The 26,054-nt window shown below is 52.8% G+C and carries 25 protein-coding genes; 12 read left to right on the top strand and 13 right to left on the bottom strand.

The window, feature by feature from the left end; all coding sequences use genetic code 11:
- Positions 1–5: 5 nt before the first annotated feature.
- Complete coding sequence (locus tag HY272_05190; protein MBI3772074.1) at positions 6–1,070, bottom strand: efflux RND transporter periplasmic adaptor subunit; 1,065 nt, start codon at positions 1,068–1,070, stop codon at positions 6–8.
- A gap of 271 nt (positions 1,071–1,341) precedes the next feature.
- Complete coding sequence (locus tag HY272_05185) at positions 1,342–2,265, bottom strand: LysR family transcriptional regulator (GenBank protein ID MBI3772073.1); 924 nt, start codon at positions 2,263–2,265, stop codon at positions 1,342–1,344.
- A gap of 188 nt (positions 2,266–2,453) precedes the next feature.
- Here HY272_05185 and HY272_05180 point away from each other — a divergent pair, with 188 nt between their 5' ends.
- From HY272_05180 to HY272_05165, 4 genes are all read left to right on the top strand, one after another.
- Positions 2,454–3,875: a form I ribulose bisphosphate carboxylase large subunit gene (locus tag HY272_05180; protein ID MBI3772072.1), complete on the top strand. Its 1,422-nt coding sequence runs from the start codon at positions 2,454–2,456 to the stop codon at positions 3,873–3,875.
- Between the two features lie 150 nt (positions 3,876–4,025).
- Positions 4,026–4,382 carry a ribulose bisphosphate carboxylase small subunit gene (locus tag HY272_05175; GenBank protein MBI3772071.1) on the top strand — a complete coding sequence of 119 codons (357 nt, stop codon included), beginning with the start codon at positions 4,026–4,028 and terminating at the stop codon, positions 4,380–4,382.
- 105 nt (positions 4,383–4,487) lie between these two features.
- The gene (locus tag HY272_05170; GenBank protein MBI3772070.1) at positions 4,488–5,297 is read left to right on the top strand and encodes a CbbQ/NirQ/NorQ/GpvN family protein; all 810 of its coding nucleotides are present in this window, start codon (positions 4,488–4,490) and stop codon (positions 5,295–5,297) included.
- Between the two features lie 66 nt (positions 5,298–5,363).
- Positions 5,364–7,685 carry a VWA domain-containing protein gene (locus HY272_05165; protein MBI3772069.1) on the top strand — a complete coding sequence of 774 codons (2,322 nt, stop codon included), beginning with the start codon at positions 5,364–5,366 and terminating at the stop codon, positions 7,683–7,685.
- 63 nt (positions 7,686–7,748) lie between these two features.
- Here HY272_05165 and HY272_05160 read toward each other — a convergent pair whose 3' ends face one another.
- Both HY272_05160 and HY272_05155 read right to left on the bottom strand, forming a co-directional pair.
- On the bottom strand, positions 7,749–8,114 hold the full coding sequence (locus HY272_05160) for a hypothetical protein (GenBank protein ID MBI3772068.1): 366 nt from the start codon (positions 8,112–8,114) through the stop codon (positions 7,749–7,751).
- 119 nt (positions 8,115–8,233) lie between these two features.
- A complete protein-coding gene (locus HY272_05155) occupies positions 8,234–10,252 on the bottom strand; it encodes a methyl-accepting chemotaxis protein (protein ID MBI3772067.1) in 2,019 nt (672 codons plus the stop codon).
- A gap of 221 nt (positions 10,253–10,473) precedes the next feature.
- Between HY272_05155 and HY272_05150 the strand changes: the two genes are divergently transcribed.
- A complete protein-coding gene (locus HY272_05150; protein MBI3772066.1) occupies positions 10,474–10,653 on the top strand; it encodes a hypothetical protein in 180 nt (59 codons plus the stop codon).
- A 183-nt stretch (positions 10,654–10,836) separates the two neighbouring features.
- Positions 10,837–11,211 (top strand): hypothetical protein, encoded by a 375-nt coding sequence (locus HY272_05145; GenBank protein MBI3772065.1) that lies wholly within the window; start codon positions 10,837–10,839, stop codon positions 11,209–11,211.
- 43 nt (positions 11,212–11,254) lie between these two features.
- Here HY272_05145 and HY272_05140 read toward each other — a convergent pair whose 3' ends face one another.
- Positions 11,255–13,861 carry a glycosyltransferase gene (locus tag HY272_05140; GenBank protein ID MBI3772064.1) on the bottom strand — a complete coding sequence of 869 codons (2,607 nt, stop codon included), beginning with the start codon at positions 13,859–13,861 and terminating at the stop codon, positions 11,255–11,257.
- A 227-nt stretch (positions 13,862–14,088) separates the two neighbouring features.
- Here HY272_05140 and rimO point away from each other — a divergent pair, with 227 nt between their 5' ends.
- From rimO to HY272_05125, 3 genes are all read left to right on the top strand, one after another.
- Positions 14,089–15,405: a 30S ribosomal protein S12 methylthiotransferase RimO gene (gene rimO / locus HY272_05135; GenBank protein ID MBI3772063.1), complete on the top strand. Its 1,317-nt coding sequence runs from the start codon at positions 14,089–14,091 to the stop codon at positions 15,403–15,405.
- A 23-nt stretch (positions 15,406–15,428) separates the two neighbouring features.
- On the top strand, positions 15,429–16,211 hold the full coding sequence (locus tag HY272_05130) for a pentapeptide repeat-containing protein (GenBank protein MBI3772062.1): 783 nt from the start codon (positions 15,429–15,431) through the stop codon (positions 16,209–16,211).
- Positions 16,212–16,426: 215 nt separating this feature from the next.
- Positions 16,427–17,428 carry a molybdopterin molybdotransferase MoeA gene (locus tag HY272_05125; GenBank protein ID MBI3772061.1) on the top strand — a complete coding sequence of 334 codons (1,002 nt, stop codon included), beginning with the start codon at positions 16,427–16,429 and terminating at the stop codon, positions 17,426–17,428.
- Between the two features lie 146 nt (positions 17,429–17,574).
- Here the strand turns inward: HY272_05125 and HY272_05120 are convergent, their stop codons facing one another.
- Both HY272_05120 and HY272_05115 read right to left on the bottom strand, forming a co-directional pair.
- Positions 17,575–17,775: a SlyX family protein gene (locus HY272_05120; GenBank protein ID MBI3772060.1), complete on the bottom strand. Its 201-nt coding sequence runs from the start codon at positions 17,773–17,775 to the stop codon at positions 17,575–17,577.
- A 164-nt stretch (positions 17,776–17,939) separates the two neighbouring features.
- Positions 17,940–18,728 carry a class I SAM-dependent methyltransferase gene (locus tag HY272_05115; protein MBI3772059.1) on the bottom strand — a complete coding sequence of 263 codons (789 nt, stop codon included), beginning with the start codon at positions 18,726–18,728 and terminating at the stop codon, positions 17,940–17,942.
- 102 nt (positions 18,729–18,830) lie between these two features.
- On the opposite strand from HY272_05115, the gene HY272_05110 reads away from it, so the two are divergent.
- Complete coding sequence (locus HY272_05110) at positions 18,831–19,274, top strand: phosphate-starvation-inducible PsiE family protein (protein MBI3772058.1); 444 nt, start codon at positions 18,831–18,833, stop codon at positions 19,272–19,274.
- Positions 19,275–19,299: 25 nt separating this feature from the next.
- Here the strand turns inward: HY272_05110 and nudE are convergent, their stop codons facing one another.
- Positions 19,300–19,848, bottom strand: coding sequence for an ADP compounds hydrolase NudE (gene nudE, locus HY272_05105; protein ID MBI3772057.1), 549 nt, complete (start codon positions 19,846–19,848; stop codon positions 19,300–19,302).
- 184 nt (positions 19,849–20,032) lie between these two features.
- Between nudE and yrfG the strand changes: the two genes are divergently transcribed.
- On the top strand, positions 20,033–20,704 hold the full coding sequence (gene yrfG / locus HY272_05100) for a GMP/IMP nucleotidase (GenBank protein MBI3772056.1): 672 nt from the start codon (positions 20,033–20,035) through the stop codon (positions 20,702–20,704).
- Here the strand turns inward: yrfG and HY272_05095 are convergent.
- Genes HY272_05095 through HY272_05085 form a run of 3 tightly spaced genes read right to left on the bottom strand, consistent with a single transcriptional unit; the run spans position 20,682 to position 22,532 of the window.
- The gene (locus HY272_05095; GenBank protein ID MBI3772055.1) at positions 20,682–21,086 is read right to left on the bottom strand and encodes a YkgJ family cysteine cluster protein; all 405 of its coding nucleotides are present in this window, start codon (positions 21,084–21,086) and stop codon (positions 20,682–20,684) included. The genes yrfG and HY272_05095 overlap by 23 nt on opposite strands.
- 44 nt (positions 21,087–21,130) lie before the next feature.
- Positions 21,131–22,078 (bottom strand): 1-aminocyclopropane-1-carboxylate deaminase/D-cysteine desulfhydrase, encoded by a 948-nt coding sequence (locus HY272_05090; protein MBI3772054.1) that lies wholly within the window; start codon positions 22,076–22,078, stop codon positions 21,131–21,133.
- Positions 22,047–22,532, bottom strand: a complete 486-nt coding sequence (locus tag HY272_05085; GenBank protein ID MBI3772053.1) for a WbuC family cupin fold metalloprotein — start codon at positions 22,530–22,532, stop codon at positions 22,047–22,049. Before HY272_05085 ends, HY272_05090 begins: the two co-directional genes overlap by 32 nt.
- A 158-nt stretch (positions 22,533–22,690) precedes the next feature.
- Here HY272_05085 and HY272_05080 point away from each other — a divergent pair, with 158 nt between their 5' ends.
- Positions 22,691–22,876, top strand: a complete 186-nt coding sequence (locus tag HY272_05080) for a hypothetical protein (protein MBI3772052.1) — start codon at positions 22,691–22,693, stop codon at positions 22,874–22,876.
- A 66-nt stretch (positions 22,877–22,942) separates the two neighbouring features.
- Here the strand turns inward: HY272_05080 and HY272_05075 are convergent, their stop codons facing one another.
- Positions 22,943–24,382 carry a class I SAM-dependent methyltransferase gene (locus HY272_05075; protein MBI3772051.1) on the bottom strand — a complete coding sequence of 480 codons (1,440 nt, stop codon included), beginning with the start codon at positions 24,380–24,382 and terminating at the stop codon, positions 22,943–22,945.
- Positions 24,383–24,637: 255 nt separating this feature from the next.
- A complete protein-coding gene (locus tag HY272_05070; GenBank protein ID MBI3772050.1) occupies positions 24,638–26,038 on the bottom strand; it encodes an MBL fold metallo-hydrolase in 1,401 nt (466 codons plus the stop codon).
- Positions 26,039–26,054: the final 16 nt, after the last annotated feature.

The following is a 26,054-nucleotide window of genomic DNA, read 5'->3' as shown; positions in this document are numbered from 1 at the left end:
ACTTATTAGTAGTCCAACCAATCAGCATTCACCATCGGCAGTAGCGGCTCACTCACCGGCTGAGCGGGAAATATCCGCAAATCCGCGTAGTGCCGTTCCGCCAACTTCTGACTGCTGTTATCGAAACGCACCTGTACCGTCAGCGCATCATCTCCGGCAGCCAATCGATCCACCGCCACCGTTTGCCCAAGCAACACTTCATTACCCAGCAATGGTGAGCGCGCCTCAACCTTGACTCCAGGCGCTAACCCCATGATTTTTGAAAGCGGCACCTTGGCGCTCATCCATAAACTGGAAACATCCACCATATCCACCACCGCGATACCCTGCGGCACAAAGATTCCTTCAGGGGCATAAACTTCAGTGATCATCCCATCGCCAGGGGCTCGCACGCGAATTACCCCGTCCGCCTTTTTTCCCAGCGCCAGCGCACGAATCGACTCATCCGTTTGGCCATGGGCACGCAACCGGTTGCGCGCATCAATCAAAGCCAGTGCGTCTTTACGCCGCTGACCATCCAGATAATCCATTTGCAATTGCACCAACCCCGGAGAATAAATCTCCAGTAACACATCACCCTGCTTTACACGCTGCCCCACCTTTGCCTTGACAATACGCTCCACCCATCCCTCACTTTCAGGGATCACGTCACGATTGCGATGACTATTATCGACGTAGGCCACGACATCGACCGGATGCAACTCTGAGGGTTTCATAGTCGATACTGCAGGGACCAAGGCCTCGCCACAGATTAGGCAGCGCCCAGGCGTCTCAGAAACCACTTCAGGATGAATAGGACAACGATATCCTGGCTGCATATGTTGGCGCGCGTGTTCCAGCGCCGTCTCCACCGCTGGCGCCGGCGGCTCCAATACTGGGGATTGAACTTGAACAGGAGCGGTAACGGAAGGCGAGGCCGGAACCGTCAGCACGGCTATTACACCGATCACGAACAGCGCCAAACCAACATCGGCCCCGACCCTAACCCAACGCCGCTGCCCTGATTCAGACGCCCCAGACGACCAGCGCGCTGTCACGCGCTGCATCCAACTACCCTGCTCTTCCATCATTGCTAAAACTACCTAGATACCCTTCAACATCAACAATTGTGGCATATCGGCTCCACATCGCCAACGGACCCGCCCGCCACAACCAAAGCCTGGCATGAAATCACTTGGTCAAGGTCACAAACAAGCGCGTCAATTGCTCCGGCAACTTCTCGACATTATCGATCACGGCATAACTATCACCGAAAATATCAGCCACCTATTCATCGGCCCGGGGATCAAGGCTAATTGATAGAGGAAGGACGCAGATAAATTTAGATTCGCCTGCGGCTATCTACTCTGCATTCACACCGCCCGGCATCTTCAATATCACCTTCGCCTCTTCCAATAAGAAGTCCTTGAACGCCTGGGCAACAACGGACAAGCGCTTGCCCTGCCGGTGAACGATGTACCAGTGCCGCAGGATGGGAAAATCCTGTACATCCAGCACTACCAAATCTTTGGCGCGCAACTCAAGACCCAGGGTATGAATGGAAACCAAGCCAAGTCCCAAACCCGCAGCCACCGCCTGCTTGATGGCTTCATTACTGCTCATCTCCATGCTGGTGTTCAATTCAATACCACGTTCACTGAAAAATCGTTCCATGGCAATCCGGGTACCGGAACCTGCTTCACGCACAACAAAGATTTCAGTTTGCAGTTGCTGAAGTGGAATTTTTTTCTTTTTAGTGAGTGGATGATCGGGCGGCGCGATCACCACCAGCGGATTTTCCATGAATGGCTCAGCCACCAATTCCAAACCTTCCGGTGGTTTACCCATGATCACCAAATCTTGTTCATTGGCGTCGAGCTGGCGTAGCAATGTTTCACGATTCGTAACGTCTAGCGTAAAACTCACACCTTCATGCCGCTTCACGAATGCAGCCAACAATCGTGTCGCAAAATAATTAGCAGTACTGGCCACCGAAATGCGCAAACGTCCGCGTTGTATACCTTTGAGTTGTTCAATGACTTCTTCGGCTTCACGCACTTGGGCAGCAATCGTGCGGCAATAATGATACATCTCGCGTCCCGCTTCGGTGAGATAAATCTGTTTGCCGATTTGTTCAAACAACGGCAAACCGACATTTTCTTCCAGCTGTTTTATTTGCATGGAAACTGCGGGCTGCGTAAGATGCAAATCCTGCGCTGCACGCGTGTAACTCAGATGCCGTGCAACCGCTTCAAATACCTTTAACTGACGAAATGTAAGGTTCATATTTTCCCATAAGTAATAGCTTATGGCAACAATCATAAACTCTGAATTTACTTTATACAAATATCCGCTATAGTGGCCTACATCCACTGCTTACCCGCCGACCACTGCCGCGGTCCGGCACCAGGGTCTCAGTGGTGAAGAAGTTTGAAGCGGCTGACGATTTACACCAACCATCAAGGAGCACTGCCATGGCAGTTAAGACCTACAACGCGGGCGTGAAAGAATACCGCGAAACCTATTGGACGCCGAATTACACCCCGCTGGATACCGACATCCTGGCCTGCTTCAAGGTCACCCCGCAAGCCGGCGTACCGCGTGAAGAAGTCGCTGCGGCCGTTGCGGCCGAGTCCTCCACCGGCACCTGGACCACGGTGTGGACCGATCTGTTGACCGACCTGGACTACTACAAGGGCCGCGCCTACGCCATCGAAGACGTGCCGGGCGACGACACCTGTTTCTACGCCTTCATCGCCTACCCGATCGATCTGTTCGAAGAAGGGTCGGTGGTAAACGTGCTGACTTCGCTGGTGGGCAACGTGTTCGGTTTCAAGGCCCTCCGCGCCCTGCGTCTGGAAGACATCCGCTTCCCGATCGCCTACGTGAAGACCTGCGGCGGACCGCCACAAGGTATTCAGGTCGAACGCGACATCATGAACAAGTACGGCCGTCCGATGCTGGGCTGCACCATCAAACCCAAGCTGGGGTTGTCCGCCAAGAACTACGGCCGCGCCGTATACGAGTGTCTGCGCGGCGGTCTGGACTTCACCAAGGACGACGAGAACGTCAACAGCCAGCCCTTCATGCGCTGGAACCATCGCTTCGATTTCGTTATGGAGGCCATCCACAAGGCCGAAGCGGAGACCGGCGAGCGCAAGGGGCACTACCTGAACGTGACCGCGCCCACACCGGAGGAGATGTACAAGCGTGCCGAATATGCCAAGGAATTGGGCGCGCCGATCATCATGCACGACTACCTGACCGGCGGCCTGACGGCCAATACCGGCCTGGCCAACTGGTGCCGCAACAATGGCATGCTGTTGCACATCCATCGCGCCATGCACGCCGTACTGGACCGTAACCCGCATCATGGTATCCACTTCCGCGTACTGACCAAGGTGCTGCGTCTGTCCGGTGGTGACCACCTGCACTCCGGTACCGTGGTCGGCAAGCTGGAAGGCGATCGTGCAGCCACTTTGGGCTGGATCGACACCATGCGCGACCGGTTTATCAAAGAAGACCGTTCACGCGGCTTGTTCTTCGATCAGGACTGGGGCTCCATGCCTGGCGTGATTCCAGTCGCCTCCGGTGGTATCCACGTCTGGCACATGCCGGCACTGGTCAACATCTTCGGTGACGACTCCGTGCTGCAATTCGGTGGTGGTACGCTGGGTCACCCTTGGGGCAACGCGGCTGGCGCCGCCGCCAACCGCGTCGCGCTGGAAGCCTGCGTCGAAGCTCGCAACCAGGGGATCGCGATTGAGAAGGAAGGTAAGGACGTTCTTACCAAAGCGGCCAAAGCCAGCCCTGAACTTAAGATTGCGATGGAAACCTGGAAGGAAATCAAGTTCGAATTCGATACTGTAGATAAATTGGACGTGGCACATAAGTAGCGGATCGAAGTGCGGAGTTAAATGTAGGGTGCGTTACACGCACCAATATTCGGTGCGCACAGCGTACCCTACAAACCCGCACTTTAACCCAATATAAAACGTGAACAACACCAAACTCGAATTTGAAACAAAACTTTTGGAGATAAGACAATGAGCGAAATGCAAGACTACAAATCCAGTGTGAGCGATGCCTCAAGCCGGAAATTTGAGACCTTCTCGTATCTGCCCGCCATGACCAAAGAGCAGATCCGCAAGCAGGTGGAGTACATCGTCAGCAAAGGGTGGAACCCGGCCGTTGAGCACTCCGAGCCGGAAAACGCCTTCGACCATTATTGGTACATGTGGAAGCTGCCGCTGTTTGGCGAAACCAACGTGGACAGAATCCTGGCTGAAGCCGAAGCCTGCCACAAGGCGCACCCCAACAACCACGTGCGTCTGGTCGGCTACAACAACTTTAATCAGTCCAAGGGTGCCGAGATGGTGGTATTCCGCGGTAAAGCTGTATAAGTTCGGTCGGGTCGAGCTGTAATCAAAAGCCCCTGGCCGGTTTCCGCCCAGGGGCTTTTTTTGTCTCACTAATTATAGAAGACAAACCGCCAAAGGATAATCACCATGAGTAAAAGTAATCTCGAGCAATATCAAGTCAAAAAAGAACCTTACTACCGTCCGGTCGCCAATGAAGTCGGTTTATATGAGGCCGCATACAGCGTCCGCATGCCCGTCATGCTCAAGGGCCCGACCGGTTGCGGCAAATCGCGCTTTGTTGAATACATGGCGTGGAAACTGAAAAAACCGTTGATCACCGTCGCCTGTAATGAAGACATGACCGCCTCAGATCTGGTCGGCCGCTTCCTGCTCGACAAAGATGGCACCAAATGGCAGGACGGCCCGCTGGCTACGGCCGCGCGTATCGGCGCCATTTGTTATCTCGATGAAGTGGTTGAGGCGCGGCAGGACACTACCGTGGTCATCCATCCACTGACCGACCATCGCCGCAACCTGCCGCTGGACAAAAAAGGTGAACTGATCGAAGCACATCCGGATTTTCAGTTGGTGATTTCATACAACCCCGGTTATCAGAGCTTGATGAAAGATCTGAAGCAATCCACTAAACAACGCTTCGCTGCGCTGGACTTCGACTACCCGACCGAAGACATCGAAACTGAAATCGTGGCCAAGGAAACGGATGTCGATAAAGATACCGCCCACAAGCTGGTGCAAATCGCGCATCGTGCCCGCAACCTCAAAGGCCACGGCCTGGACGAAGGCATTTCGACCCGTCTGTTGGTATATGCAGGTCAGTTGATTGCCAAGGGAGTTAACCCCGTTGCCGCATGCAGCATGACGCTGGTCCGACCACTGACCGACGATCCGGATATGCGCGATACATTGGATGCCGCAGTAAATACGTTTTTTGGATAAATGTAGGGTGCGTTACACGCACCAATGTCCGGTGCGCGCAGCGCACCCTACAAACGGGAATCAACGATGAGCATTAACTTCGACGATTACAGGGAACAGTTTACTGAAGCATCGCCTGAGATCAGGGATGTGCTGGAAGGCAGTTTCCACGAAGCCGCGCGCGTCATGTCGCCTGCCGGCCTGCAAGCTTATCTTGATGGTGGCAAAGGACTCATCAATCTCGGTCGCGGCAAAGAATTGGTCATAGCCTATCTTCAAGAAATGCCATTGGTGGTGAAAGAGTGCGGCGACGACATCATCAACGACTGTCTGCATGCTGCATTGAAATTATCTTCCATGACCTCCGGCGAGATCATCGCCCTGCTCTTCAACAGCCTGCCGACGGCTGCACGTCGCCTCGGCGATCCCGAGTTGTTGCGCGGTTATCTGGCATTGGTTCACCAGATTTCAGCCAAGGCGCCGCGCGGCTTGCGCCCGATGCTGTCGCAACTCGATGCATTGTTATCAAAACTCACCCTGTCCGGCCTCAAGCGCTGGGCAAATTTCGGCGCCGAAGCCTATCGCACCAATCTCCAGGCTCAGGCGGCCTATTTTGGCCTCCAGACTCAAGACAGTCTGGCCGTGTTGCAAAAGGAACGCCGCGGCACACTGTTTATCGATAATCAGCGCAAACTCAATTTTTACATGCGGGCACTCTGGGGCCGGGATTTTTTTCTACGGCCTACGGCGGCCGATTACGAAGGTTTCCGCCCTTATATTGAAAAACACGTCATTCATCTGCCGGACGCCGTCGATAATATTGGCGATATCGCCGGCATCGATGTGTATCGCGCCATCGTTGCCCATCTGGCGGCACACATCTGTTATACCCGCAACGCGATCTCAGCCGAACAATTGAGTCAGGCGCAGATGTTCTTCATCGGCTTGCTTGAAGACGCCCGCGTCGAATATGAGGCCGCCAATGCCTTCCCCGGTCTGAAGAAGCTGTGGAAGCGGATGTTGTCATTGCAGCATGAATGCACCCTGGAACATCATACGACTGAAATCCTTGAGCATGTTGCACACATGCTGCTCGACGCCACGGTAAAATCGGATGATGCTGAGTTGAACACCTTCGCCGAAAAATTCCACGCCAATATCGACGCCAACAAAGACAACAACCAGTTCTCCTGGCACATGGGACTGGAGTTATACAACCTCTTTGCCGTGCGACGGGAGGTGCCCAGCCTGCGCATCCTGCAATCGATCCGCATTCCTTACCGCGACGACAACCGTTTCGTCTGGGAATTTGAAGAACTGTCCTGGGCTGATGGTGCAGCGCTCCCCGGTCAGTCACGGCAAGTGCGTAAGCGCATGTCATTGATGGAGATGGTCAACGAGGTGGATTGCGAACTGGCGGGAGACGACGCACAGGAAATCTGGACGCTATCGACGCCGTTCTATCTGGATGAAGGCTGCACCATCAATGAACTGGAAGGCAAGGAGCCTATCTCCGACCCCTATCGCTATCCGGAATGGGATTATCAGGTGCAATTGCACCGCCCGGATTGGACCACCGTTTTTGAGCGGCGTCCCAAGAAAGGGGATCCGGCAGACATCGAGAAGATTTTGCTCGAACACAAGCCGATTGCATTTCGCATCAAGCAGATTATCGACATGCTACAACCCGAAGGCGTGCAGCGAATGCGCAATCTGGAGGATGGCGATGAGATCGATCTCAACGCCGCCATTGACGCCATGATCGCCATCCGCATGGGTGAACAACCCAGCCCCCGCATTACCATGCGCAATGTGATCAAAAGTCGAGATTTGTGCGTCGTAGTCCTGCTTGATCTCTCCGAGTCGACCAATGAATTAGTCGCCGATACTGATAAATCGATCCTGCAGCTGACACGCGAGGCCTGCACCCTGGTCGCCACCGCGATCAACGGCATTGGCGACCCCTTCGCCATCCATGGCTTCGCCTCCGATGGCCGTCACGACGTGCAGTATTTTCGCTTCAAGGACTTCAATCAAAAATTCGATGATGAAGCAAAAGCGCGGCTGGCGGGAATGAAGGGCGGGCTCTCGACACGGATGGGCGCCGCAATGCGCCATGCGGGACAACACCTGCTTAAACAACCCGAACGCAAGAAGCTGCTATTAATCGTCACCGACGGTGAGCCAGCGGACATTGACGAGCGTGACCCACAACACCTGCGTTACGACACCAAAAAAGCGGTGGAAGAACTCTACTCCAAAGGCATTATGAGCTACTGCCTGACACTGGATCCGAATGCTGATAATTACGTTAAGCGCATTTTTGGCAGCAATAACTATACTGTGATTGACCATGTGCAACGACTACCAGAAAAATTACCTCTGTTGTTTGCAAGCCTGACCAAGTAAATACAAAGCCCAGACAAGCAACGTGTCCGGGCTTTGTATTCAAACAAACGCAGTTAAATTAGCTTATTTCTTGTCTTCTGGACATTGATTGAACTCAGTTGCCTTGTTGGCGTAGTCCATACAAAAATCGTCTTTCCCTGATGCGGATTTAATTGCCTTGCCATTGAATTTGGCGGTTATGACCTTGCTTTTGGTGATATCGAATCGATCATTAGCACAGGCCTTAACTGCCAAGTCTTGACATGCCGCCACCGAATCCGCGTCATGGTCTTTATTACATTCTTTCTCGCCATTACACTTGCGGTAGGCAGTCGCTTCCTGGCCTTTACAAGCAGTACGTTTATAATGAACCTCACAACTACCAGCATTCGCCAGTGAAGCACCCACCGACAATGTTAACCCCAAGCAGAACAGGACGAGCTTTTTCATTTATATCTCCTTTTTAAAAACAATGATCATCACCTTGCACTATCTTGATTACTGCCATACCCCAACAAAAAATATAGCAACACATCCACCGAATTCCTACTACCCTGCAAAATAATTTACTACACTTTAAACCGTGCAACCCCAGACTGGGACTCGGCAGCCAGTTTGGCCAACCCTTCCGAGGCAGCGGCAATCTGCTCTGTCCCCGCAGCCACCTGATCGACGATCTCGGTGACTTTATGGATATTGCGGTTGATCTCATCGGCGACACTGCTTTGCTCTTCTGCGGCAGTGGCTATCTGCTGATTCATCGAGCTGATTTTGTTAACCTCGCTGGTGATTTCTGTAAAAGATGCCCCTGCCTTTTCGGCAAAATTCCTGCCGTCCTGCGACTGACGATAGCTTTGTTCCATTACTTTTACCGCTTCACTGGTACCTGAACGGAATTTTACGATCATCTGCTGAATCTCATGGGTGGAATCCTTGGTTCGTTGCGCCAAGGTACGTACCTCGTCAGCCACCACGGCAAAACCACGCCCCTGTTCGCCCGCACGCGCAGCTTCAATCGCCGCATTTAGCGCAAGTAGATTAGTTTGCTCGGCAATACCATCGATAATACTCAAGACACCGCCGATATTTTCACTTTCCTTCGCCAGATTATTGATCACTCCCGTAGCAGACTCTACCTGCGCAGTAAGTTTGTTAATGGCATCCATGGTATCCTTGATCACGCGCCGGCCATCAACCACGCTTTTATCAGCCTTTTCAGCCGACAAGGCAGCCTCGGCAGCATTACGTGCCACCTCCTGAATGGTTGCAGACATTTCAGTGATTGCCGTAGCCAACTGAGTAAACTCATTTTGTTGTTGCTGCACACCTGCCTTGCTCTCCTGGGTAACACTGGACAACTCTTCTGAAGCTGTCGCTAGGTGAGTGCTGGTGGTGGCCATCTGCTGAATAATGGAACGGAATTTCTCGGCCATGTTGTTAAACGTCTTGGCCACCGCACCCAGCTCATCACCGGAAATAGTTTTGATGCGGGCGCATAAATCGCCATCGCTTATTTGTTGAGACGCTGTCACCAAATTACCGATTGACTGCATAGATGAACGGTAAAAGCCCATAAAGAAATACAGCACCACTGCCAGCGAGCTGATCACTAGTCCAATGATCAAGAATCGCTTTTGCTGTTCATGTGCCAACCGAGCATTTAGCAGCTGCTCAAGCGCTTGGCCCGTTACATCGAACAATGCAAAGTAGGAGTTTACCGCCTTGGTTGCCATGGCGTTATATTCTTGCGAGGTAATATTCCAATTTTCATCGAGTATCTCTTTCTTAACTACACCCAAAAGCTGGCTATTATTTTTAATGCCCCCTTCCAACGGGCCACTCAATAGCTCTTTCAGATCAGGACTGATTTTCAATGTTGCCTGAATCTCGTCATCAGTCGCCTCCAAGGCCATTCCGCTTCCCTCAAAGTCAATTAACATCTGCGCCTTTTCATTAAATGTGAGGGCACGGTTCGCGGTAAGAAACACCATTCCATAATAACGAACCTGTCCACCATGTTCAGCGGCCTTGGGAATATCGGTGGTTAGCGCCAATACCAGATGAATAGCGTCCAGACTTGGGTCAAGAATCAATCCGGATGATGCACTAAGACCACCGTATAATGAAATTACGTCATGGATGAGCGCATCATGCGCTTTTTTGCTTTCCTCGACGCTCATGCTGGTGGATGACTTTAACTTCTCCCAGGATGATTTTATTCCTGTCCACTGAGCCGCTGCGCCTAGCGTATTCTCGTTTTGCTGTGTAGCTTCATCAATGAGCTTGATATCCCCCTCAATCTCGCTGTTTTTTTCTGAGAGTTTATCTCCATCGGTTTTGTTGGATAAAACCACGCTCGAGAGATAACGATGTTCGGCAACGTGCTGTTGAAACTGCCTTAGCAGCTTGATGTACGTGATCCCAATTTGCTCGGACCGTGCCGCGCTAATGGTGTCACTAGAGACTTTTATCACCTGGTAGGTGGTCACGCTCAGGGGGATCAGAAACAATATGGCGACAATCGCCATTTTCTTTTGATATGACAGGCGATCCATCAACGCTATCGCCGGCGACAGAAATGTACTCACTATCTCTCTCCCTTCAATTATTGCGCAAACATTCGAATATTGAAGGTGTATCGGGCAATTCAAGGGATTACTTGAGCGGCTTCGTTTATCGTTAATTCAATTAAATCACTAAGTTAATTATTAAAATAATAACCACTTAATAGTCACACAATTTACTATTTCAGTATATCGATTTACTCATCACTACCCAGTGACACCTACGCTACGATGCCAAAAAAGCGGTGGCGGAACTCTACTCCAAAGGCATTATGAGCTACTGCCTGACACTGGATCCGAATGCTGATAATTACGTTAAGCGCATTTTTGGCAGCAATAACTATACTGTGATTGACCATGGGATTGACCATGTGCAACGGCTGCCAGAAAAACTGCCGCTGCTGTTTGCGAACTTGACCAAGTGACAGAAAACGGTGCAATTCATTGCGGAATGCGTCAATTATTTATTTAGAGGAAGAAACCCTATCGTTAAGCACACGTCTAATTTCTTGAATAGCCGAATATTTACCTAGACCAGGATAAATAGCCTGATTATGGCATGGATAATGCTTTGATTTTATTGAAGCAAAACCATGGAGGTAACTCACATGATGTGGCGCCTGAAAGAAATACCGATCTTCTCCAGTTTCCCGACCCAGATTGAGGCCATCTATTACAATCAGATCCGCCTCGCTTTACGCCGGCTTTCCAATCCCATACGCCTGGATCTCATCAACGAGCGCAACATCGATATGCTCATTGATAACGATTCATGGGTCTGCGTCGATCGCAGTATGAATGATATGCCGATTGCTGCCTGGACCGGCTTTGAAACGCAGGACCGGAACAACCTTCTCGCGCCAGTGAAGTGCAATCTGCATTACTACCACGGCGCTGCGGGAGTGATTGTGCGTGATGCACTCACCATCACCCACCGGCTATTGTCTGAACAACTTATCGGCGCCTCACCCAACACCCGCTAAACCGTAGGGGCGATTCATGCATCGCCCCTACATGAATTGCCTGTTAACTCTGTTGGCCTGGCGTATCTGGATACCGCGCATCCCCCACCCAGCGCGCAGGGATACCGGGAAAGGCGCTAATCATCGACACCCATACCGCCGACAGATAAGGAATCGACTGCACCAGCATTACAATCACCCACAACAACAAATCCAGAGATCCCGTTCCTTGGCGAAAAAAGAGTCCTATCACAGAGCCCCAGATGGCGAGCAACAAAATCCCTTCTTCACGCGAATCCGCCAAGGCTTTGAGCAGTCGTTGATTCGTCGCCAATTTCGGCGTCCGGAAAAATGGTTTGCTTTTCGTGACCAGGCCACTGAGGATCGCCAGCGAAATCGTATGCGACAGTGCCAATCCCGCCATCGCCGCTGATATTGTCTGTGCCACACTCGCCTTTACGCGAGAACGATAGAGGTAAATCATTTTGGCAATCTTGAAGACAAAAAACGCCAATGGCAACATCGAGAACATCACCAACGGCGGATCCACATGATGCGGGGAAATAATCATCGCCAATGACCAGGCTAGCGCCGCCAGATTAAAGATCAAATTCATGCCATCGGCAACCCATGGTAACCAACCGCCAATAAAATGATATTTTTGCCAGGAATTAAGATGCGTTTTCTTACCCCCGAACAGCTCGCCGGCGTGGTGCCTCAGAATCTGCATCGCACCATAGGCCCAACGGAAACGTTGTTTCTTGAAATCAGTAAACGTATCCGGCATCACGCCTCGGCCATAACTCTTGGCGACATAATTAGCTTCATAACCGTGCTCGAAGATACGTAACCCAAGATCGGCATCTTCAGTGATACACCACTCGCCCCAGCCATTCACTTCTTCTAAAGTGCTACGCCGCACCAGGGTCATCGTGCCGTGCTGAATAATGGCATTCCGTTCATTACGCGTAATCATGCCGATATGAAAAAATCCACGATACTCGGCATAACACATCGCCTTGAATGCACTCGCATCGCCGTCGCGATAATCCTGTGGCGCCTGTACAATCGCCATGCTTGGTCTCTGGAACTGCGGCACCAAATCACGCAACCAATTCGGATCGACCGTGTAGTCACTATCAATCACACCGATAATCTCGGCTTCAGAATCGGTGTTCGTCAGTGCAAAGTTGAGCGCGCCAGCCTTAAATCCGGCCAGCGGATCTACGTGGAAAAACCGGAAGCGGTCACCGAGCTTGGCGCAATGGGCCGCTACCGGCTGCCACACTGCCGGATCTTTGGTGTTGTTATCGATAACAATGACTTCATAGTGCGGATAATCAAGCTGCGCCAGGGCATCCAGCGTCTCGATCACCATGTCTGGCGGCTCGTTATAACAGGGGACATGTATCGAAACCATCGGCAATTCTTCATTCGACTCACGATCTATCGAAATCGCACGCCGATGATCGCGTATCCAGTGCGCCTCGGCCCATTCATGCGCCTCGATCAACAGCACCAACACGACACCGATCATTCCGACAATCAATAACACACCGACGGTTACCGTGGCAAAGCTCATGTATTGCTGGGTATAGTCGTACACAATCCAGACAGCGGCACTCGCGGCGGCATAGGCGACAATGGCCAGAAAACTGCGGCCTGTGGTTTTGAGTTTGGAGCTGTCTGCAAAAAAGAAGGTCAGGATAATCGCGGCCACTACGACCGATATCACCCCAAGAATTCGCCACTCGGGTGTCTTAACGATCGGTTTATCGAATTCAAATTTAGGCTGCCGATCGACATCATAAACGCCCCAATAGGCCCCCACTGAACCTTCGGTTTTTTGTTTCCAGGGTTGATCGAAGGCTTCCATCACGAAATATTCGTAACCCTTTTTCTCGGCTTGATTGAGAAACTGCCGCAGAAAAATCGCCTCATTGGATTCTGAAGCGACTGCACTCAATCGGTTACGGCCATTACTCGGCCAGCCCACTTCGCCGATCAAAATTCGCTTATTGGGAAATGTGGCTTTGAGTAATTTCACCTTATCGAGGGCATAACCTACCGCCTGCTCTGCCGGCAACCCTTCCCAGTACGGCAACAAGTGTACTGAGATGAAATCCACATGCTGCGCCAGATCAGGATTACGTATCCAGACATCCCACGGTTCCGCCGTACTCACCGGCACCTTCACCGCTTTTCGCGCCCGCTCCAGATAGTCGATTAATTGTGCCTTGGAAACATCTGCCCGCAACATCACTTCGTTGCCCACCATGAATTGATTGACATTGGGATGCTGGTTCACGATCTCGATCGCCTTGGCCAACTCGGTTTCATTATTCTCCAGGCGACCATCCACCCAGGATCCCACCGTCACTTTGAACCCATAAGGCGCTGCCAGCGCCGGGATCTCACCCAGTGTCCCCGCTACCGTATAGATGCGCACGGCCTTCGCCTTGCCTTGCAGCAACTGCAAATCAGCATCTATTTCCTCTACCGTGGGGTAAATCTCTCGCAAGGCATCCTGATTTTCACGGAGGGGTGAGAACGAGAAGCCGCTGATTTTTGCGGGCCATGTTGGCTCAGGTTCAGGGCGGTTCATTAGCGCGAGAATGCTGATCAGCAACGCCGCGACCGCTACCGAGATAATCAGATTGGCGCGGGTCATGAGATTTCCTGGTTCATTACATTCAGTCCCCTCAAAGATCAGGCTGGATACTGGCCACAGCCCGTCAAAGCGGCGCAGTATACCAGCGATTCTCCCTTTATATATCGTCCTAGCTTGTTCATATCGCTAGGGTTTCTACTACTCGGCATTTCGCCCACCCCGAGTTTAGGGTAGAATTAGCGTTTTACGATCAATGCCTTACTTTCAACTCGCGGTTTTCTCCCATTATGTCAGCACACGCCCCTAAAGTTGGTTTCGTCAGTCTTGGCTGCCCCAAGGCCCTGGTCGATTCCGAACAAATCATCACTCAGCTCCGCGCCGAGGGTTATCAGATTTCACCGTCTTACGAGGATGCGGATCTGGTGGTGATCAATACCTGCGGTTTCATTGATGCCGCCGTTGAAGAATCACTGGAGACCATCGGCGAGGCGCTGGCGGAAAATGGCAAAGTCATTGTCACCGGCTGCCTCGGCGCCAAGGGCAACATCGTGCAGGAGACACATCCGCGCGTGCTGGCCGTCACCGGACCACATGCGTATCAAGAAGTGATGACCGCTGTACATCAGCATCTGCCACCGCAACATGATCCTTACACCAGCTTGATTCCGCCACAAGGCATCAAGCTGACGCCACAACATTACGCCTACATGAAGATTTCCGAAGGCTGCAATCATCGTTGCAGTTTTTGCATCATCCCAAGTCTGCGTGGCGACTTAGTCAGCCGCCCGATCGGCGACGTGATGCAAGAGGCGGAAAATCTCGTCGACTCCGGCGTTAAAGAGTTGTTAGTGATCTCGCAAGACACCAGCGCCTATGGCGTGGATGTCAAATACCGCACCGGTTTCTGGAACGGGCGACCGCTAAAAACGCGAATGACGGAATTGTGCCGCGCCTTGGGTGATCTCGGCGTCTGGGTGCGGCTGCATTATGTCTATCCCTATCCGTATGTCGATGAAATCATCTCATTGATGGCGGAGGGCAAAATCCTGCCTTATCTCGATGTGCCGCTGCAACATGCCAGCCCACGTATCCTCAAGGCGATGAAACGTCCGGGCAACATCGAAAACACTCTGGAACGCATCAATCGCTGGCGCGAAATTTGTCCGGACATCACGCTGCGCAGCACCTTCATCGTCGGCTTCCCCGGCGAAACCGAGGAAGATTTCGAAGCATTGCTGGATTTCATCGAAGAAGCGCGCCTCGATCGTGTCGGCGCCTTTGCCTATTCGCCGGTGGAAGGCGCCGCCGCCAACGAACTGCCCGGTGCCGTGCCGGAAGAAGTAAAGCAAGCGCGACTCGAATATTTCATGGGAATTCAGGCCGAAATCAGCGCCGCCAAGCTACAGGATAAAATCGGTAAAACTGTCGAGGTCATCATCGATAGCGTGGAGAATGAAGGCGCCATCGGCCGCACGCAAGGTGACGCCCCGGAGATTGATGGCTGCGTCTATATCACTCCCAGCGGCGACCTGAATCCCGGCGATATCATCGAGGTTGAAATTGAAAACGCCGATGAGCACGATTTGTGGGGCACGCAGCTTTAATAAACCCGTTATAATCAATGACGATGAAGACACCTCTACTTGAGATTCAACGTCACAGCAAATGGTGGTTGGCGCCATTTTATTTCATGGTATTGGCGCTAACATTCACCCACGCCAACGCCGCATGCACCGACCCGCCTGCTGCACGCGTCGACTGGAAAGGTTGCGATAAACATGGCGCAGACCTGCATGGCGTCGATCTACGTGATGCCACGCTGGATAAAACCAACTTCAGCAAGGCCAACCTCAGTGGCGCCAATCTACGTAACGCTTATCTGGGTCGCGCCAATCTTGAAGGCGCCAATCTTGAATCTGCCGATCTGACTGAAACTCATTTGGTCGGTTCCAACCTGAATGGCGCCAATCTCAAAGCGGCCACCTTGACACAGGCAAAACTGGAACGCGCCACGTTAATCAAAGCAAATCTTAGCAATGCCAACCTCGGCAAAGCCGATCTCGACGATGCCAATTTAAGCGGCGCCAATCTACAACATGCCAGCCTGACCCAAGCCAGCCTGGAACAAGCCAATCTGGTGCAGGCCGATCTGCGCCAGGCGGACCTCAGCAAGGCGCTTTTGTCACGCGCCAATCTGGAGCGGGCACAGCTCGCCAACGCCAATTTACAAAAGGCGCATCTGGATCAGACATCACTGATCAATGCCGACTTCACCCAGGCCGACTTGAGTGCCGCCACCTTGACCGGGGCCGATGCCAGCGGCGCCCGTTTTGATGACGCCTTGCTCGATCTGACCACCTGGCTCGACCGCCGCCGCTGCCGCACCGGCTCGGTCGGCAGTTGCCTCTAAGAGATACGCTTGTCACAATGGCTGATCAGTTTAATATGTCGCATTGACTTGTAGTCCCCCTCTCCCTCCGGGAGAGGGTTGGGGTGAGGGGATAAAATAATTAAATTACCCCCTCATCCTATCCTTCTCCCTCAGGGAGAAGGGATGTCCCTAATAACTGACACAGGGCTGGAATCGTTAAACATACAACAATGTCATTCAGAGAAGATAAAACCATGACCGAAAAATCGCCATTGATCGAAGCCCAGGAAAAATTCAGCCAGGCTGTGCCATTCGCCACCATGCCTGCCGAAAGCATTGCGCTGTCACAGGCACTGGGCCGTACCTTGCATAGCGATTTATTGGCCCCTGAAGATGCACCCCCTTATCACCGCGCCATCGTCGAAGGCTTTGCCGTTCATATCGCCGACACCCAGGCCGCCAGCGACACCAACCCTGTGCAATTCAAGATCGTTGGTAATGTGCAGCCGGGTGACGAACAATGCCCCACGTTTGGCAAAGGCGAAGCGGTGGAAGTGAATACCGGCAGCATCCTGCCCGATGGCCCGATCGCCATCGTCCGCATGTGGGACTGCAAACGCGAAGGCAACAGCTTCACCATCACCCGCCCCTTCCCGCCACGTTTCTTTATTGAAGATCGCGGCTGTGACATCAAGCAAGGCAGCGTGGTGTTGGCAAAAGGCAGCGTCATCGAAGCCAAGGACATCGGCACTATCGCCAGCCTGGGGCTGGATAAAGTCAGCGTTGCCCGTCAGCCGCGCGTCACGTTGTTTTCTTCAGGCAATGAAGTCATCGCCCACACACAATCATTAAAACCAGGCTCAATCCGCGACTGCAACGGCCCGATGCTCAGCGCCGCCGTCATCGCTGCGGGTGGCATCCCGCAATTCGGCGGCATCATGGGTGACGATTTCGAAGGCTTCGTCGCTGCCGTGCGCAACGCACTTAAACAATCCGACATGATCGTCATCTCCGGCGGCACCGCGGTTGGTGGTCGTGATTTCATTTCCGATCTGATTTCTGAAGTCGGTGAGTTATTGGTTGATGGCGTACCCATGAAATCCGGCCGCCCCTTAATCATGGGCATCGCTGCCGGCAAACCCATCGTCGCCGTCGCCGGCCACCCGCCCGAGGCGTTGCGGGGTTTTCGTTTGTTTGGGGTGGCGGCGTTTAATCGAATGCTGGGGAGGGATGTGGCGTTGCCGGTGGATAATTAAAAACATTAGCCGCGAAGGACGCAAAGGAACGCTAAGTAAATGCAAGACATAAAAGTCGATTGGGCTTTGTGTAATGTCGTACAGTTTATGGTTAATGATTCTTAGCGATACTTTGCGTCCTTCGCGGTTAGATCATTTTTTTCAGCTCAATAATGCGGCGGCGGTGTTTCTTCCGATTGCGGCCGTACAAACTCGCTACCAGATTCCAGTTGCTGCCGCAGGCGCCTGATCTCGATAATCAGCGCGTCGATCTGATCCTGCTGTTTGACGATGACATCGTTCAACTCCTGCAACGCCGACTCCTGATAGGTCAGCCGGATTTCAAGATCGGTGATTTTGTCATTCATAGCGCACTGTCCTAATCATTTATCATCCCCTCCTCCTGGAAGGAGGAGGGGTGCCCATTAGGGCGGGGTGGTGGTGTTGAAATTTTGCTGTAACATCGCCGCACACCACCCCGTCCGCTTCGCGTCCACCCCTCCTCATGCTGAGGAGGGGAGAAAAATGTATTTTACGTTTTAACCGTAAAATAAATATCAAACCGCGTGCTCTGCCCGCTCATACTCAAACTCGGCTTCGGACCGGCAATCGATTCTGCCTGCCGTGGCCGTTTGACCACCACACGCTTACACGCGCAGCGCAGCGCGACCACCAGCAAATCCGCTTCATCCTCATCACCGCCCAATAATAACTGAAAGGCGCGCATTTCTTTTTTCACGGCAGCACTTTTGCGGCGTTCGGGGTACATGGGATCAAGATATACCACATCCGGCCGTTGCGCTTCGCTCAGCGTTACCAGATAAGCAATTGCATCAGTCATCACCAGATGCATGCGTTCGCGGACAATGGCGCCGATCTCATTATCAAGCTCGGCACGAGCCATGCCATCGCGCAACAACTCGGCGATGATCGGTGAACGCTCGACCAAGGTTACTGTACACCCCAAACTGGCGAGCACAAACGAATCACGCCCCAAACCGCCCGTGGCATCGATAACGGTGGGGATAAATCCTTTTTTGATCCCGACGGCCTTGGCAATCAATTGCCCACGGCCGCCGCCGAAATGAAAACGATGGCCGACGCTACCGCCGATAAAATCGACATACACCGGACCCGGTGCGAGCGGACCGGTCTGGCGCAATTCCAGGCGTTCGGCGGTCTGCACCAATAGCAAGGGGTATTCAGCGCCGTCCACCATCGCGACAGGCAGCTGCAATCGCTCGGCCAGCTGGCGCGCCTGAATCTGGAGTTGCGGTTCGGTGGCGATAACTGCCACTGCCGCTGAGACGGTATTTGTCATAGAATCGTCATTACTTACTCATACACTGGCGGGCTCTAAACTATGGCACAGCAAGACCGCGGTAACAAACCAGTGACCAACGAAGACGAAGAAGTCCACATCATGTCGCCGGCTCAGGAACTCTTGGGCAAGAAGGCGCTCAGACTCATTGAATACGGTGGCCTGTTCATTATCACCATTGCTACCCTCGTCGCTGGCGGCCAAGAAGTTTACCGGATGATCCTGGACGCCAAGGTGACTTTGGCCGATTTGTTATTGTTATTTCTCTATCTTGAGGTCATTGCGATGGTGGCCGTCTACCTTGATTCGGGTAAGCTGCCGGTGCGGATGCCGCTCTACATCGCCATCGTTGCCCTGGCACGTTACCTGGCACTGGACATCAAGGCATTAGATCCCTGGAGCATTATCGCAGTCGCGGCCGCCATCACGGTCTTGGCGGGCGCAGTGCTGATGATCCGTTATGGCCAGCTACGCTTTCCTTATCCGCCTTATCTTCCCTATCCGCCCGGTAAGCGCAAGCCGAAAGGGGAACGGGAACCGGAGTAGGGGCGATCATGAGTCGCCCCTACCGTCAGGCGGTACCTCGCAATAACTCCCGCACCATAAACAACGCCGCAATACTGCGCGCCTCAGTGCAATCTTCGCGCGCCATCAATTCATTGAGCTGACTCAGCCGCCAAGGCACGACTTCGATTTCTTCCGGCTCATCGCCTGCCGCACGGGATTCATACAAGTCCTGCGCCAATACGATTTGGGTGTGATGGCCTAAATAGCCCGGCGCCAGCGTCAACGCGGTTAAGTGCCGCAAATCACGCGCCGCATAACCCACCTCTTCCATCAGTTCGCGATTGGCGGCATCCAAGACATCCTCGCCCACTTCGACCCGGCCTTTGGGCAAGCCCAGCTCATAACGATGGACGCCAGCGGCATATTCACGGATCAAGAGCACCGTATCTTCATCCAACATCGGCACCACCAGCACGGCACCGGCTGAGGTACTCTTGAGCCGTTCATAACTCACCTCCGTGCCATTGGTAAAACGCAGCTCGACCTGCTCGACATGAAACAGGCGGCTGCGGGCAATGGTAGTGATACCGAGGATTTCGGGTTTCTTGCGCATGGCTTATTATACCCCCGAACCATGAACCCGTGATTAACCGCGAAGGACGCAAAGGAACACGAAGGCGGGGAATCGGGCAATCAAGATTACTGGGGTATTGCCCTTGTTTTCCGGGTTTGAAATGCTCGGCTTGTAATTTTCTTGGCGCGCCTTTGCGTCCTTCGCGGTTAACAGATATCAATATATGATTAACTGGAAAAACATCGACACCGTGCTACTCGATATGGATGGCACCCTGCTCGACCTGCACTTCGACACCCATTTCTGGCGCAATTATCTGCCGCGCCGCTACGCCTTCACGCGCGGCCTGGATGTGGTCACTGCCAACGCTGTGCTGGCCCCTTATTTCAAACGTACCGCTGGCACTCTGGACTGGTATTGCCTGGACTACTGGAGCCGCGAACTGGGCTTGGACATTGTCGCGCTTAAGCAGGATTTGGTGCATTTGATTACCATCAAGGATGACGCTCTGGAATTTATGGCTCGCCTGCGGCGGCATGGAAAACGACTGGTTTTGGTCACGAATGCTCACCCGAAAAGCCTGGGCATGAAACTGGAACACACGCGGCTGGACAATCATCTCGACCGGATCATCTCCTCCCACGAGCTGGGCTTACCGAAAGAAGCGACAAACTTCTGGGGACAGTTACAAGAACGGGAGCCATTTACGCCACATCGAACCTTATTGGTAGATGATAATCTGGCGGCTCTGCGTTCAGCACGCAGTTATGGCATCGCTCATTTGCTCGCCGCCTGCAAACCTGATTCACAACAACCGGCATTCAACACCAGCGAGTTCAAGTCCTTTCAGCGTTTTGCGGAGATTATGCCTGCTACTTCTTTCCCCAGTTCTTGAATCGCTTTTTGCAATAGACGAGCAAGGATTCGTAGCTATCAAACATCAGATCATGCCCTTCATCGGCGGGTTGATCGTATTCGCAATAATCATTGGAGTGATCGCGACAAATCTGCGGCCGCGTCTCGTAAATCCCGCAGCGTCCATCCGTCTGCAGATGCTTGCAGCGCGTATTCATCTGCAAAAACCAGCCTTCGGAATCCTTGTAGACCTGCATGTTGTCATGCGAAAGCTGCCACAACAAATGTTCAAAGTCATATTTGCTGCGCGGCCCGTCAATCTTCTGCGTGACATAATTACAACACTTGGAACCGACGCAAAAACTGCATTTGTTCTCAGGCGTAATCTTTACGGCACGAACTGGAATCGCTTTTAAATCCATGGCAAATAAAACACTATAGGTGGGGGAAGTTTTTTCATTTTACCCTATTTTCCTGGCCCAGCGAAACCTTCGCCACCCTGTAAGCCGCCGCTATGCAGCGCAACAATCGTCGTACCACGTTTGAAACCTCCCTTGGCGATCAGATCATAGAGCCCAAACATCAGTTTTCCGGTGTAAACGGGATCCAACCGAATACCGTGCCTGACATCAAATCCTCTAATAAATTGCTCAAGCGCTAGCGGCATCCGTGCATACCCACCCAGATGATAGTCGTGATTAATCGTCCAATTCTCGTGAACGGCGCCGCCTGCTTCTCTCAACAAGCCGCGCACCTCATCACGCAGGAAATCACCGCCTTTTAATACCGCCAAACCCAGTGCCTGATGGTGACCTTCCAATCCTGAAATTATCCCGGCCAGCGTTCCTCCGGTACCACAAGCACAGGCCAACACATCAAATGGCTCATTGATCTCAGACACTAATTCACGACATCCCAGCACCGCCAAGGCATTACTGCCACCCTCTGGCACCAGATAAAAATCGCCAAAGCAGTCGTGCAATTTTCTGACGAGTTCAGGTTCATATTTTCGTCGGAAGCTGACTCTATCCAGATACATCAGCTGCATTCCCTGCTCTGTTGCGAACTGCAAGGTGGGATTGAGAAATTCATGCGCTTCCCCACGAATCACACCTATCGTTTTGAAACCCAATTTCCGTCCGGCATAGGCAAGGGCGTGGATATGATTGGAGTAGGCACCGCCAAAACTCAATAAGGTGTCATGTCCGGCCACCTGAGCAGTTTGGAGATTGTATTTAAGCTTGAACCATTTATTGCCGGAGACGATGGGATGAACCAGATCAGCGCGCAACATCCACAGCCGAATATCGAAACGCTCAAACCATGACTCAGAGATTTTCTGTAGCGGGAGAGGTTCGTTAACTGTAAAAAATCGATCCCACTTAGCCGGGATAGCGGCTGCCGGGCTGACCATGTACAAACCACTCTAAAAAATCCGCGCAACGCGCATTCCCTTCTGCTGGCGCCCATATTGCGAAATCTTTATCACTGGTTGGCATAAAGGGGCCGGCCTTGACCTCGAAAAACACTGTACCAGGCTCCAGTGCAACAACGGTATGCCATTGACCTGGCACAATTTCAAAACCATGATCCGGCCCTTGGGGCGACAGCAGAATACGATCTTGCATCCGCCCCTCATCATCAAAAAAAACAGCGGCGATTCTGCCTCGAACAATCAAAAACAGCTCCCATTTATTGGCATCCAGATGACGGTGCGGACGCACATAACTGCCTGGCTCAATCGCAATCAACAGGCGCTGGACGGGATCATCATACTGAGTATGTAAATTGAGATTGGTGCGCGCGCGTGGCGACTGCTGCGCCTGGGCAGTTAAATTGCCGATCATCGATTGATTAATCAGTTTCATCACCAATTCCATCCAGAACCAGAAACATGCTCAGCCATTTTACCCTGCGGCGGAATCTACACCCAAACCGAATAATGACTATACAGCCAATTGTCATCATTCAGTCACAATCAACTGGTTAAATACCCCAAGTCATTAACATAAGTATAGGAGGTCATATGGACAATCAAACTGCAGCAGAATGGTGGCTTGGGCGTTTGTACCGCGAGATTGCCACCTTTGTCTACGAGCCATCACCTGAAACCGAGGCAAAGATACTGTCGATGGTTGAACAGTACCGCCTCATCTTTGAGGAAACATATCCCCCTGGCGATGAGCATGAGCGGGTAATGAACTTTCGCTAAGACAAATCCCGATTTATCTGGTGCCTCAGACCCGTATTCACGGGAATGGGGGATGAACCACTACCGCTATCGCCCCCGCACAAACGCAATTGGCCCGATCTGGGCCTGTTGAGCGCCGTGATATAATTGCAACCACTGCGCCTGCATCGCCAGCCCTACGCCGGGCACATGCTTACCTTCGTAACTCAAATGCCAATCGGCACCCACTGATTCTTCAAGCTGTTGCCACTGCTCGGGTGTCCATGGTTCTGGCACTTCCAGCATGGCAGCGACATCATGCTCCGGCAAGGTAAGCCCAGGGAGTTCGCGCCCAGTGCGCGAATAACGTATCCCGACTTCACGCTTCAGAGCATCCATCAAGCCTGGCACTGTAGCACCTACACTGCCCAATATCCGTTGCGCATTACGTGCGCCGCGCGCCAATTCAAAATATGGCTGTGACGGCAAATACCAGGGCAGGCTCAAATTGCGCGCCACTTCTTTTACGCTAATGCCCTGCCACAACATGTCGGCACGGCCATCGGGGGTAACGATCTGAACGTCTTCATCGACAACGACTGGTACGCCCGACAATGGCCGTTTGACGAACCACCAGATCGGATTGGTCGCTAACTCCAATACATCATCCAATACTTGTAAGCGTTGCCAATGATTAAGCGCCGCTGCCGCCGGCAACAAGGTGGATAAAAACTCTCCGCGCGAAGTATCCGCCTGCGTCTCACCCACCCAGGTCAGGCTTGCTGCCTCGGCCGCCTCCTGCCACTGCTCAGGCGGCAATGGTTGTTCCAGGGCATGCAAAAAAGCATCGACGACGCCCGTTGCCGACATGCGTTCGCCATGCCCCTCATAACAACTGCGAATCGGATGGCCAACAGGTAGTTTTCGGATGGCGGCCCGCGCCTTTCGTGCCAGACCGCTCTTTTCGGGTGTCAATCCATGCCATGCCAACCAGGCGCTGGTTTGGCGTATCCAGTGTCGGCTTTGCGCCGGATAGGTCACCACACGCATCACACCACCAGGTTTAAGCAACGCTGCCAGCCGCTTCAGTGATGCCGCAGGATTCAACGTATGGTGCAGCACATTGGTAGCGATGATGTAGTCATAGCCTCCCTGTGTCCAGTGATTCAAATCAGACTGGTGCGCGGCTATCGGAGGTAACACCCGCCGCCTAAAAATGCGATCACGCAATCCTGCCCAACGCAGACGTTGTTTCAAAGTACGAATTGACGCAGCGCTGACATCCAGCGCCACAATCTCGGCAGCCTCTGGGTGCGCTTGCGCCACGACCAAGGCCTCCAGCGTCCCCGCGCCTGCGACCAGAATCCGCTTGCCGCGATGATCGGGAATCAAGCCATGCGCCGCGCCTGCGGCCTGCGCCAGGGCCACGCCCACTTCATAACGCAGACCTTCGCCTTGACCACGGCGCGGCAAGGCCAGACTGCCTACAGCCGGATAAGGAAAACGCTCATATTGCCCCTTAACTTGCTCTTGTAATTCTGCCGCCATACTGACTCGCGCTTATTCCCTTAACGAAGACACGGACCATCCGCCAGTTCACAACTTTCAATTTGTTGGAATCAAATTTTAGAAAAATTTAAACACTTCAACTCAGCCCCTCGAGGGAACCTTTAATAATTTTTTTAATTGCGCTGCGTACTTTAATCGCAAACGGGCGCGACCGCCATCCCCGCACATCACTTAACTCAACACAACCCTCACATGCTGGTTATCGGCAGCCGCTCGACTTGCCTGAATCCGGCATCAGGACATTTTTACCAGATCAATCGCCTCCTGCGACTCCGGCAACCACACCTTCTTCGCCCCCTCGCCCTTTAACCGGGCAGCAAATGCAGTCATCGCCTCTTGTTCGCCATGCACCAGCGCTACCGGCGGCCGCCCCTGAAAATTGCGGTACCAGTCCATCAATCCATCGGCATCGGCGTGCGCGGAAAAACCACCTATCGTATGCACCTTGGCCGCCACCGAGATCGTCTCACCCCAGAGATTGATTTCACTCACCCCATCGACCAAACGCCGCCCCAAAGTGCCCCAGGCCTGATAACCGACAATCAAGAGATGACAACCCTGACGCCAAATATTGTGCTTGAGGTGATGCTTGATGCGGCCACCGTTACACATCCCGCTACCGGCAATGATGATGGCTCCATTTTCAACCCGATTCAGATGCATGGATTCTTCGGCACGCCGCACCAAATGCAGGTTCGGCGGCGTTAACGGTTTAGCGTTACCCCGTTCTAAATCCTTGGTTTCGCGATCAAAGAGATTTCGATGCTTGCGATACACCTCGGTCGCTTCAATCGCCATCGGGCTATCCAGAAAGATCGTCCACCGATCCAGTTCCCACGCCTCGAAATTACGATTAAAGGCATACAACAACTCTTGTGTACGACCAACGGCGAAGGCAGGGATCAACACGTTCCCTTTCCGACTATTGGCATTACGCAATATCCCGGCTAACTCTGACCAGGTCTCATCCCATGAACGATGCCGCCGATCACCATACGTAGTTTCCATAATCACCAGATCAGCATCACTGACCAGACTGGGATCGCGCAAGATCGGCGCACCGCGATGCCCCAGATCACCACTGAACACCAGCTTGCGCTTGACGCCATCATCCTCCACCCACACTTCGGCGATGGCCGAACCCAGGATATGCCCGGCATCGGTCAACCGGAGTTTGATCCCTGGTATGATTTCATCGATTTGGTCATAGGGTAACGCCTGAAACGAGGCCATGACTGCCTTGGCATCACTGATGGTGTAGAGCGGCATAACCAACACTTGGTGTCTGCGTTGCCGCTTTTTGTTTTCCCACTCGCTTTCTTTTTCATTGAGATAGGCGGCATCGTGCAGCAGGATCTCGCACAAATCGCGACTGGCGAAATGCGTATAGATCTGGCCACGAAACCCCGCCTTAACCAGCAAGGGCAAACGTCCGGAGTGATCCAGATGTGCGTGCGTCAGGATGACCGCATCAATCTGACGAGGATCAAACGGAAAGGGCTTCCAGTTACGCGCTTCGTCGTCGGGTGTGCCTTGAATCAAGCCACAATCCACCAACAACGAACGATTACCGACACGCAGCAGAAAACAGGAACCCGTGACCTCCCGTGCTGCACCGATGAATTGCAATTGCAGATGTGCCACACCCACC

The sequence above is a fragment of the Gammaproteobacteria bacterium genome (assembly GCA_016200485.1).
Lineage (GTDB): Bacteria > Pseudomonadota > Gammaproteobacteria > Tenderiales > Tenderiaceae > JACQEP01.
Note: the sequence above shows the minus strand (reverse complement) of the source record. Positions and strands in the feature narration are given on the sequence as shown.

What these genes read in the sequence shown, in the direction of transcription:
- HY272_05140 (MBI3772064.1), bottom strand. Translation starts at nt 13,861, where the DNA reads ATGACCCGCGCCAATCTGATTATCTCGGTAGCGGTCGCGGCGTTGCTG.
- HY272_05185 (MBI3772073.1), bottom strand. Translation starts at nt 2,265, where the DNA reads ATGAACCTTACATTTCGTCAGTTAAAGGTATTTGAAGCGGTTGCACGG.
- HY272_05160 (MBI3772068.1), bottom strand. Translation starts at nt 8,114, where the DNA reads ATGAAAAAGCTCGTCCTGTTCTGCTTGGGGTTAACATTGTCGGTGGGT.
- HY272_05090 (MBI3772054.1), bottom strand. Translation starts at nt 22,078, where the DNA reads ATGGTCAGCCCGGCAGCCGCTATCCCGGCTAAGTGGGATCGATTTTTT.
- HY272_05080 (MBI3772052.1), top strand. Translation starts at nt 22,691, where the DNA reads ATGGACAATCAAACTGCAGCAGAATGGTGGCTTGGGCGTTTGTACCGC.
- yrfG (MBI3772056.1), top strand. Translation starts at nt 20,033, where the DNA reads ATGATTAACTGGAAAAACATCGACACCGTGCTACTCGATATGGATGGC.
- HY272_05130 (MBI3772062.1), top strand. Translation starts at nt 15,429, where the DNA reads ATGAAGACACCTCTACTTGAGATTCAACGTCACAGCAAATGGTGGTTG.
- nudE (MBI3772057.1), bottom strand. Translation starts at nt 19,848, where the DNA reads ATGCGCAAGAAACCCGAAATCCTCGGTATCACTACCATTGCCCGCAGC.
- HY272_05120 (MBI3772060.1), bottom strand. Translation starts at nt 17,775, where the DNA reads ATGAATGACAAAATCACCGATCTTGAAATCCGGCTGACCTATCAGGAG.
- HY272_05085 (MBI3772053.1), bottom strand. Translation starts at nt 22,532, where the DNA reads ATGAAACTGATTAATCAATCGATGATCGGCAATTTAACTGCCCAGGCG.
- HY272_05145 (MBI3772065.1), top strand. Translation starts at nt 10,837, where the DNA reads ATGATGTGGCGCCTGAAAGAAATACCGATCTTCTCCAGTTTCCCGACC.
- HY272_05125 (MBI3772061.1), top strand. Translation starts at nt 16,427, where the DNA reads ATGACCGAAAAATCGCCATTGATCGAAGCCCAGGAAAAATTCAGCCAG.
- HY272_05095 (MBI3772055.1), bottom strand. Translation starts at nt 21,086, where the DNA reads ATGGATTTAAAAGCGATTCCAGTTCGTGCCGTAAAGATTACGCCTGAG.
- HY272_05180 (MBI3772072.1), top strand. Translation starts at nt 2,454, where the DNA reads ATGGCAGTTAAGACCTACAACGCGGGCGTGAAAGAATACCGCGAAACC.
- HY272_05075 (MBI3772051.1), bottom strand. Translation starts at nt 24,382, where the DNA reads ATGGCGGCAGAATTACAAGAGCAAGTTAAGGGGCAATATGAGCGTTTT.
- HY272_05165 (MBI3772069.1), top strand. Translation starts at nt 5,364, where the DNA reads ATGAGCATTAACTTCGACGATTACAGGGAACAGTTTACTGAAGCATCG.
- HY272_05110 (MBI3772058.1), top strand. Translation starts at nt 18,831, where the DNA reads ATGTCGCCGGCTCAGGAACTCTTGGGCAAGAAGGCGCTCAGACTCATT.
- HY272_05175 (MBI3772071.1), top strand. Translation starts at nt 4,026, where the DNA reads ATGAGCGAAATGCAAGACTACAAATCCAGTGTGAGCGATGCCTCAAGC.
- HY272_05190 (MBI3772074.1), bottom strand. Translation starts at nt 1,070, where the DNA reads ATGATGGAAGAGCAGGGTAGTTGGATGCAGCGCGTGACAGCGCGCTGG.
- rimO (MBI3772063.1), top strand. Translation starts at nt 14,089, where the DNA reads ATGTCAGCACACGCCCCTAAAGTTGGTTTCGTCAGTCTTGGCTGCCCC.
- HY272_05170 (MBI3772070.1), top strand. Translation starts at nt 4,488, where the DNA reads ATGAGTAAAAGTAATCTCGAGCAATATCAAGTCAAAAAAGAACCTTAC.
- HY272_05115 (MBI3772059.1), bottom strand. Translation starts at nt 18,728, where the DNA reads ATGACAAATACCGTCTCAGCGGCAGTGGCAGTTATCGCCACCGAACCG.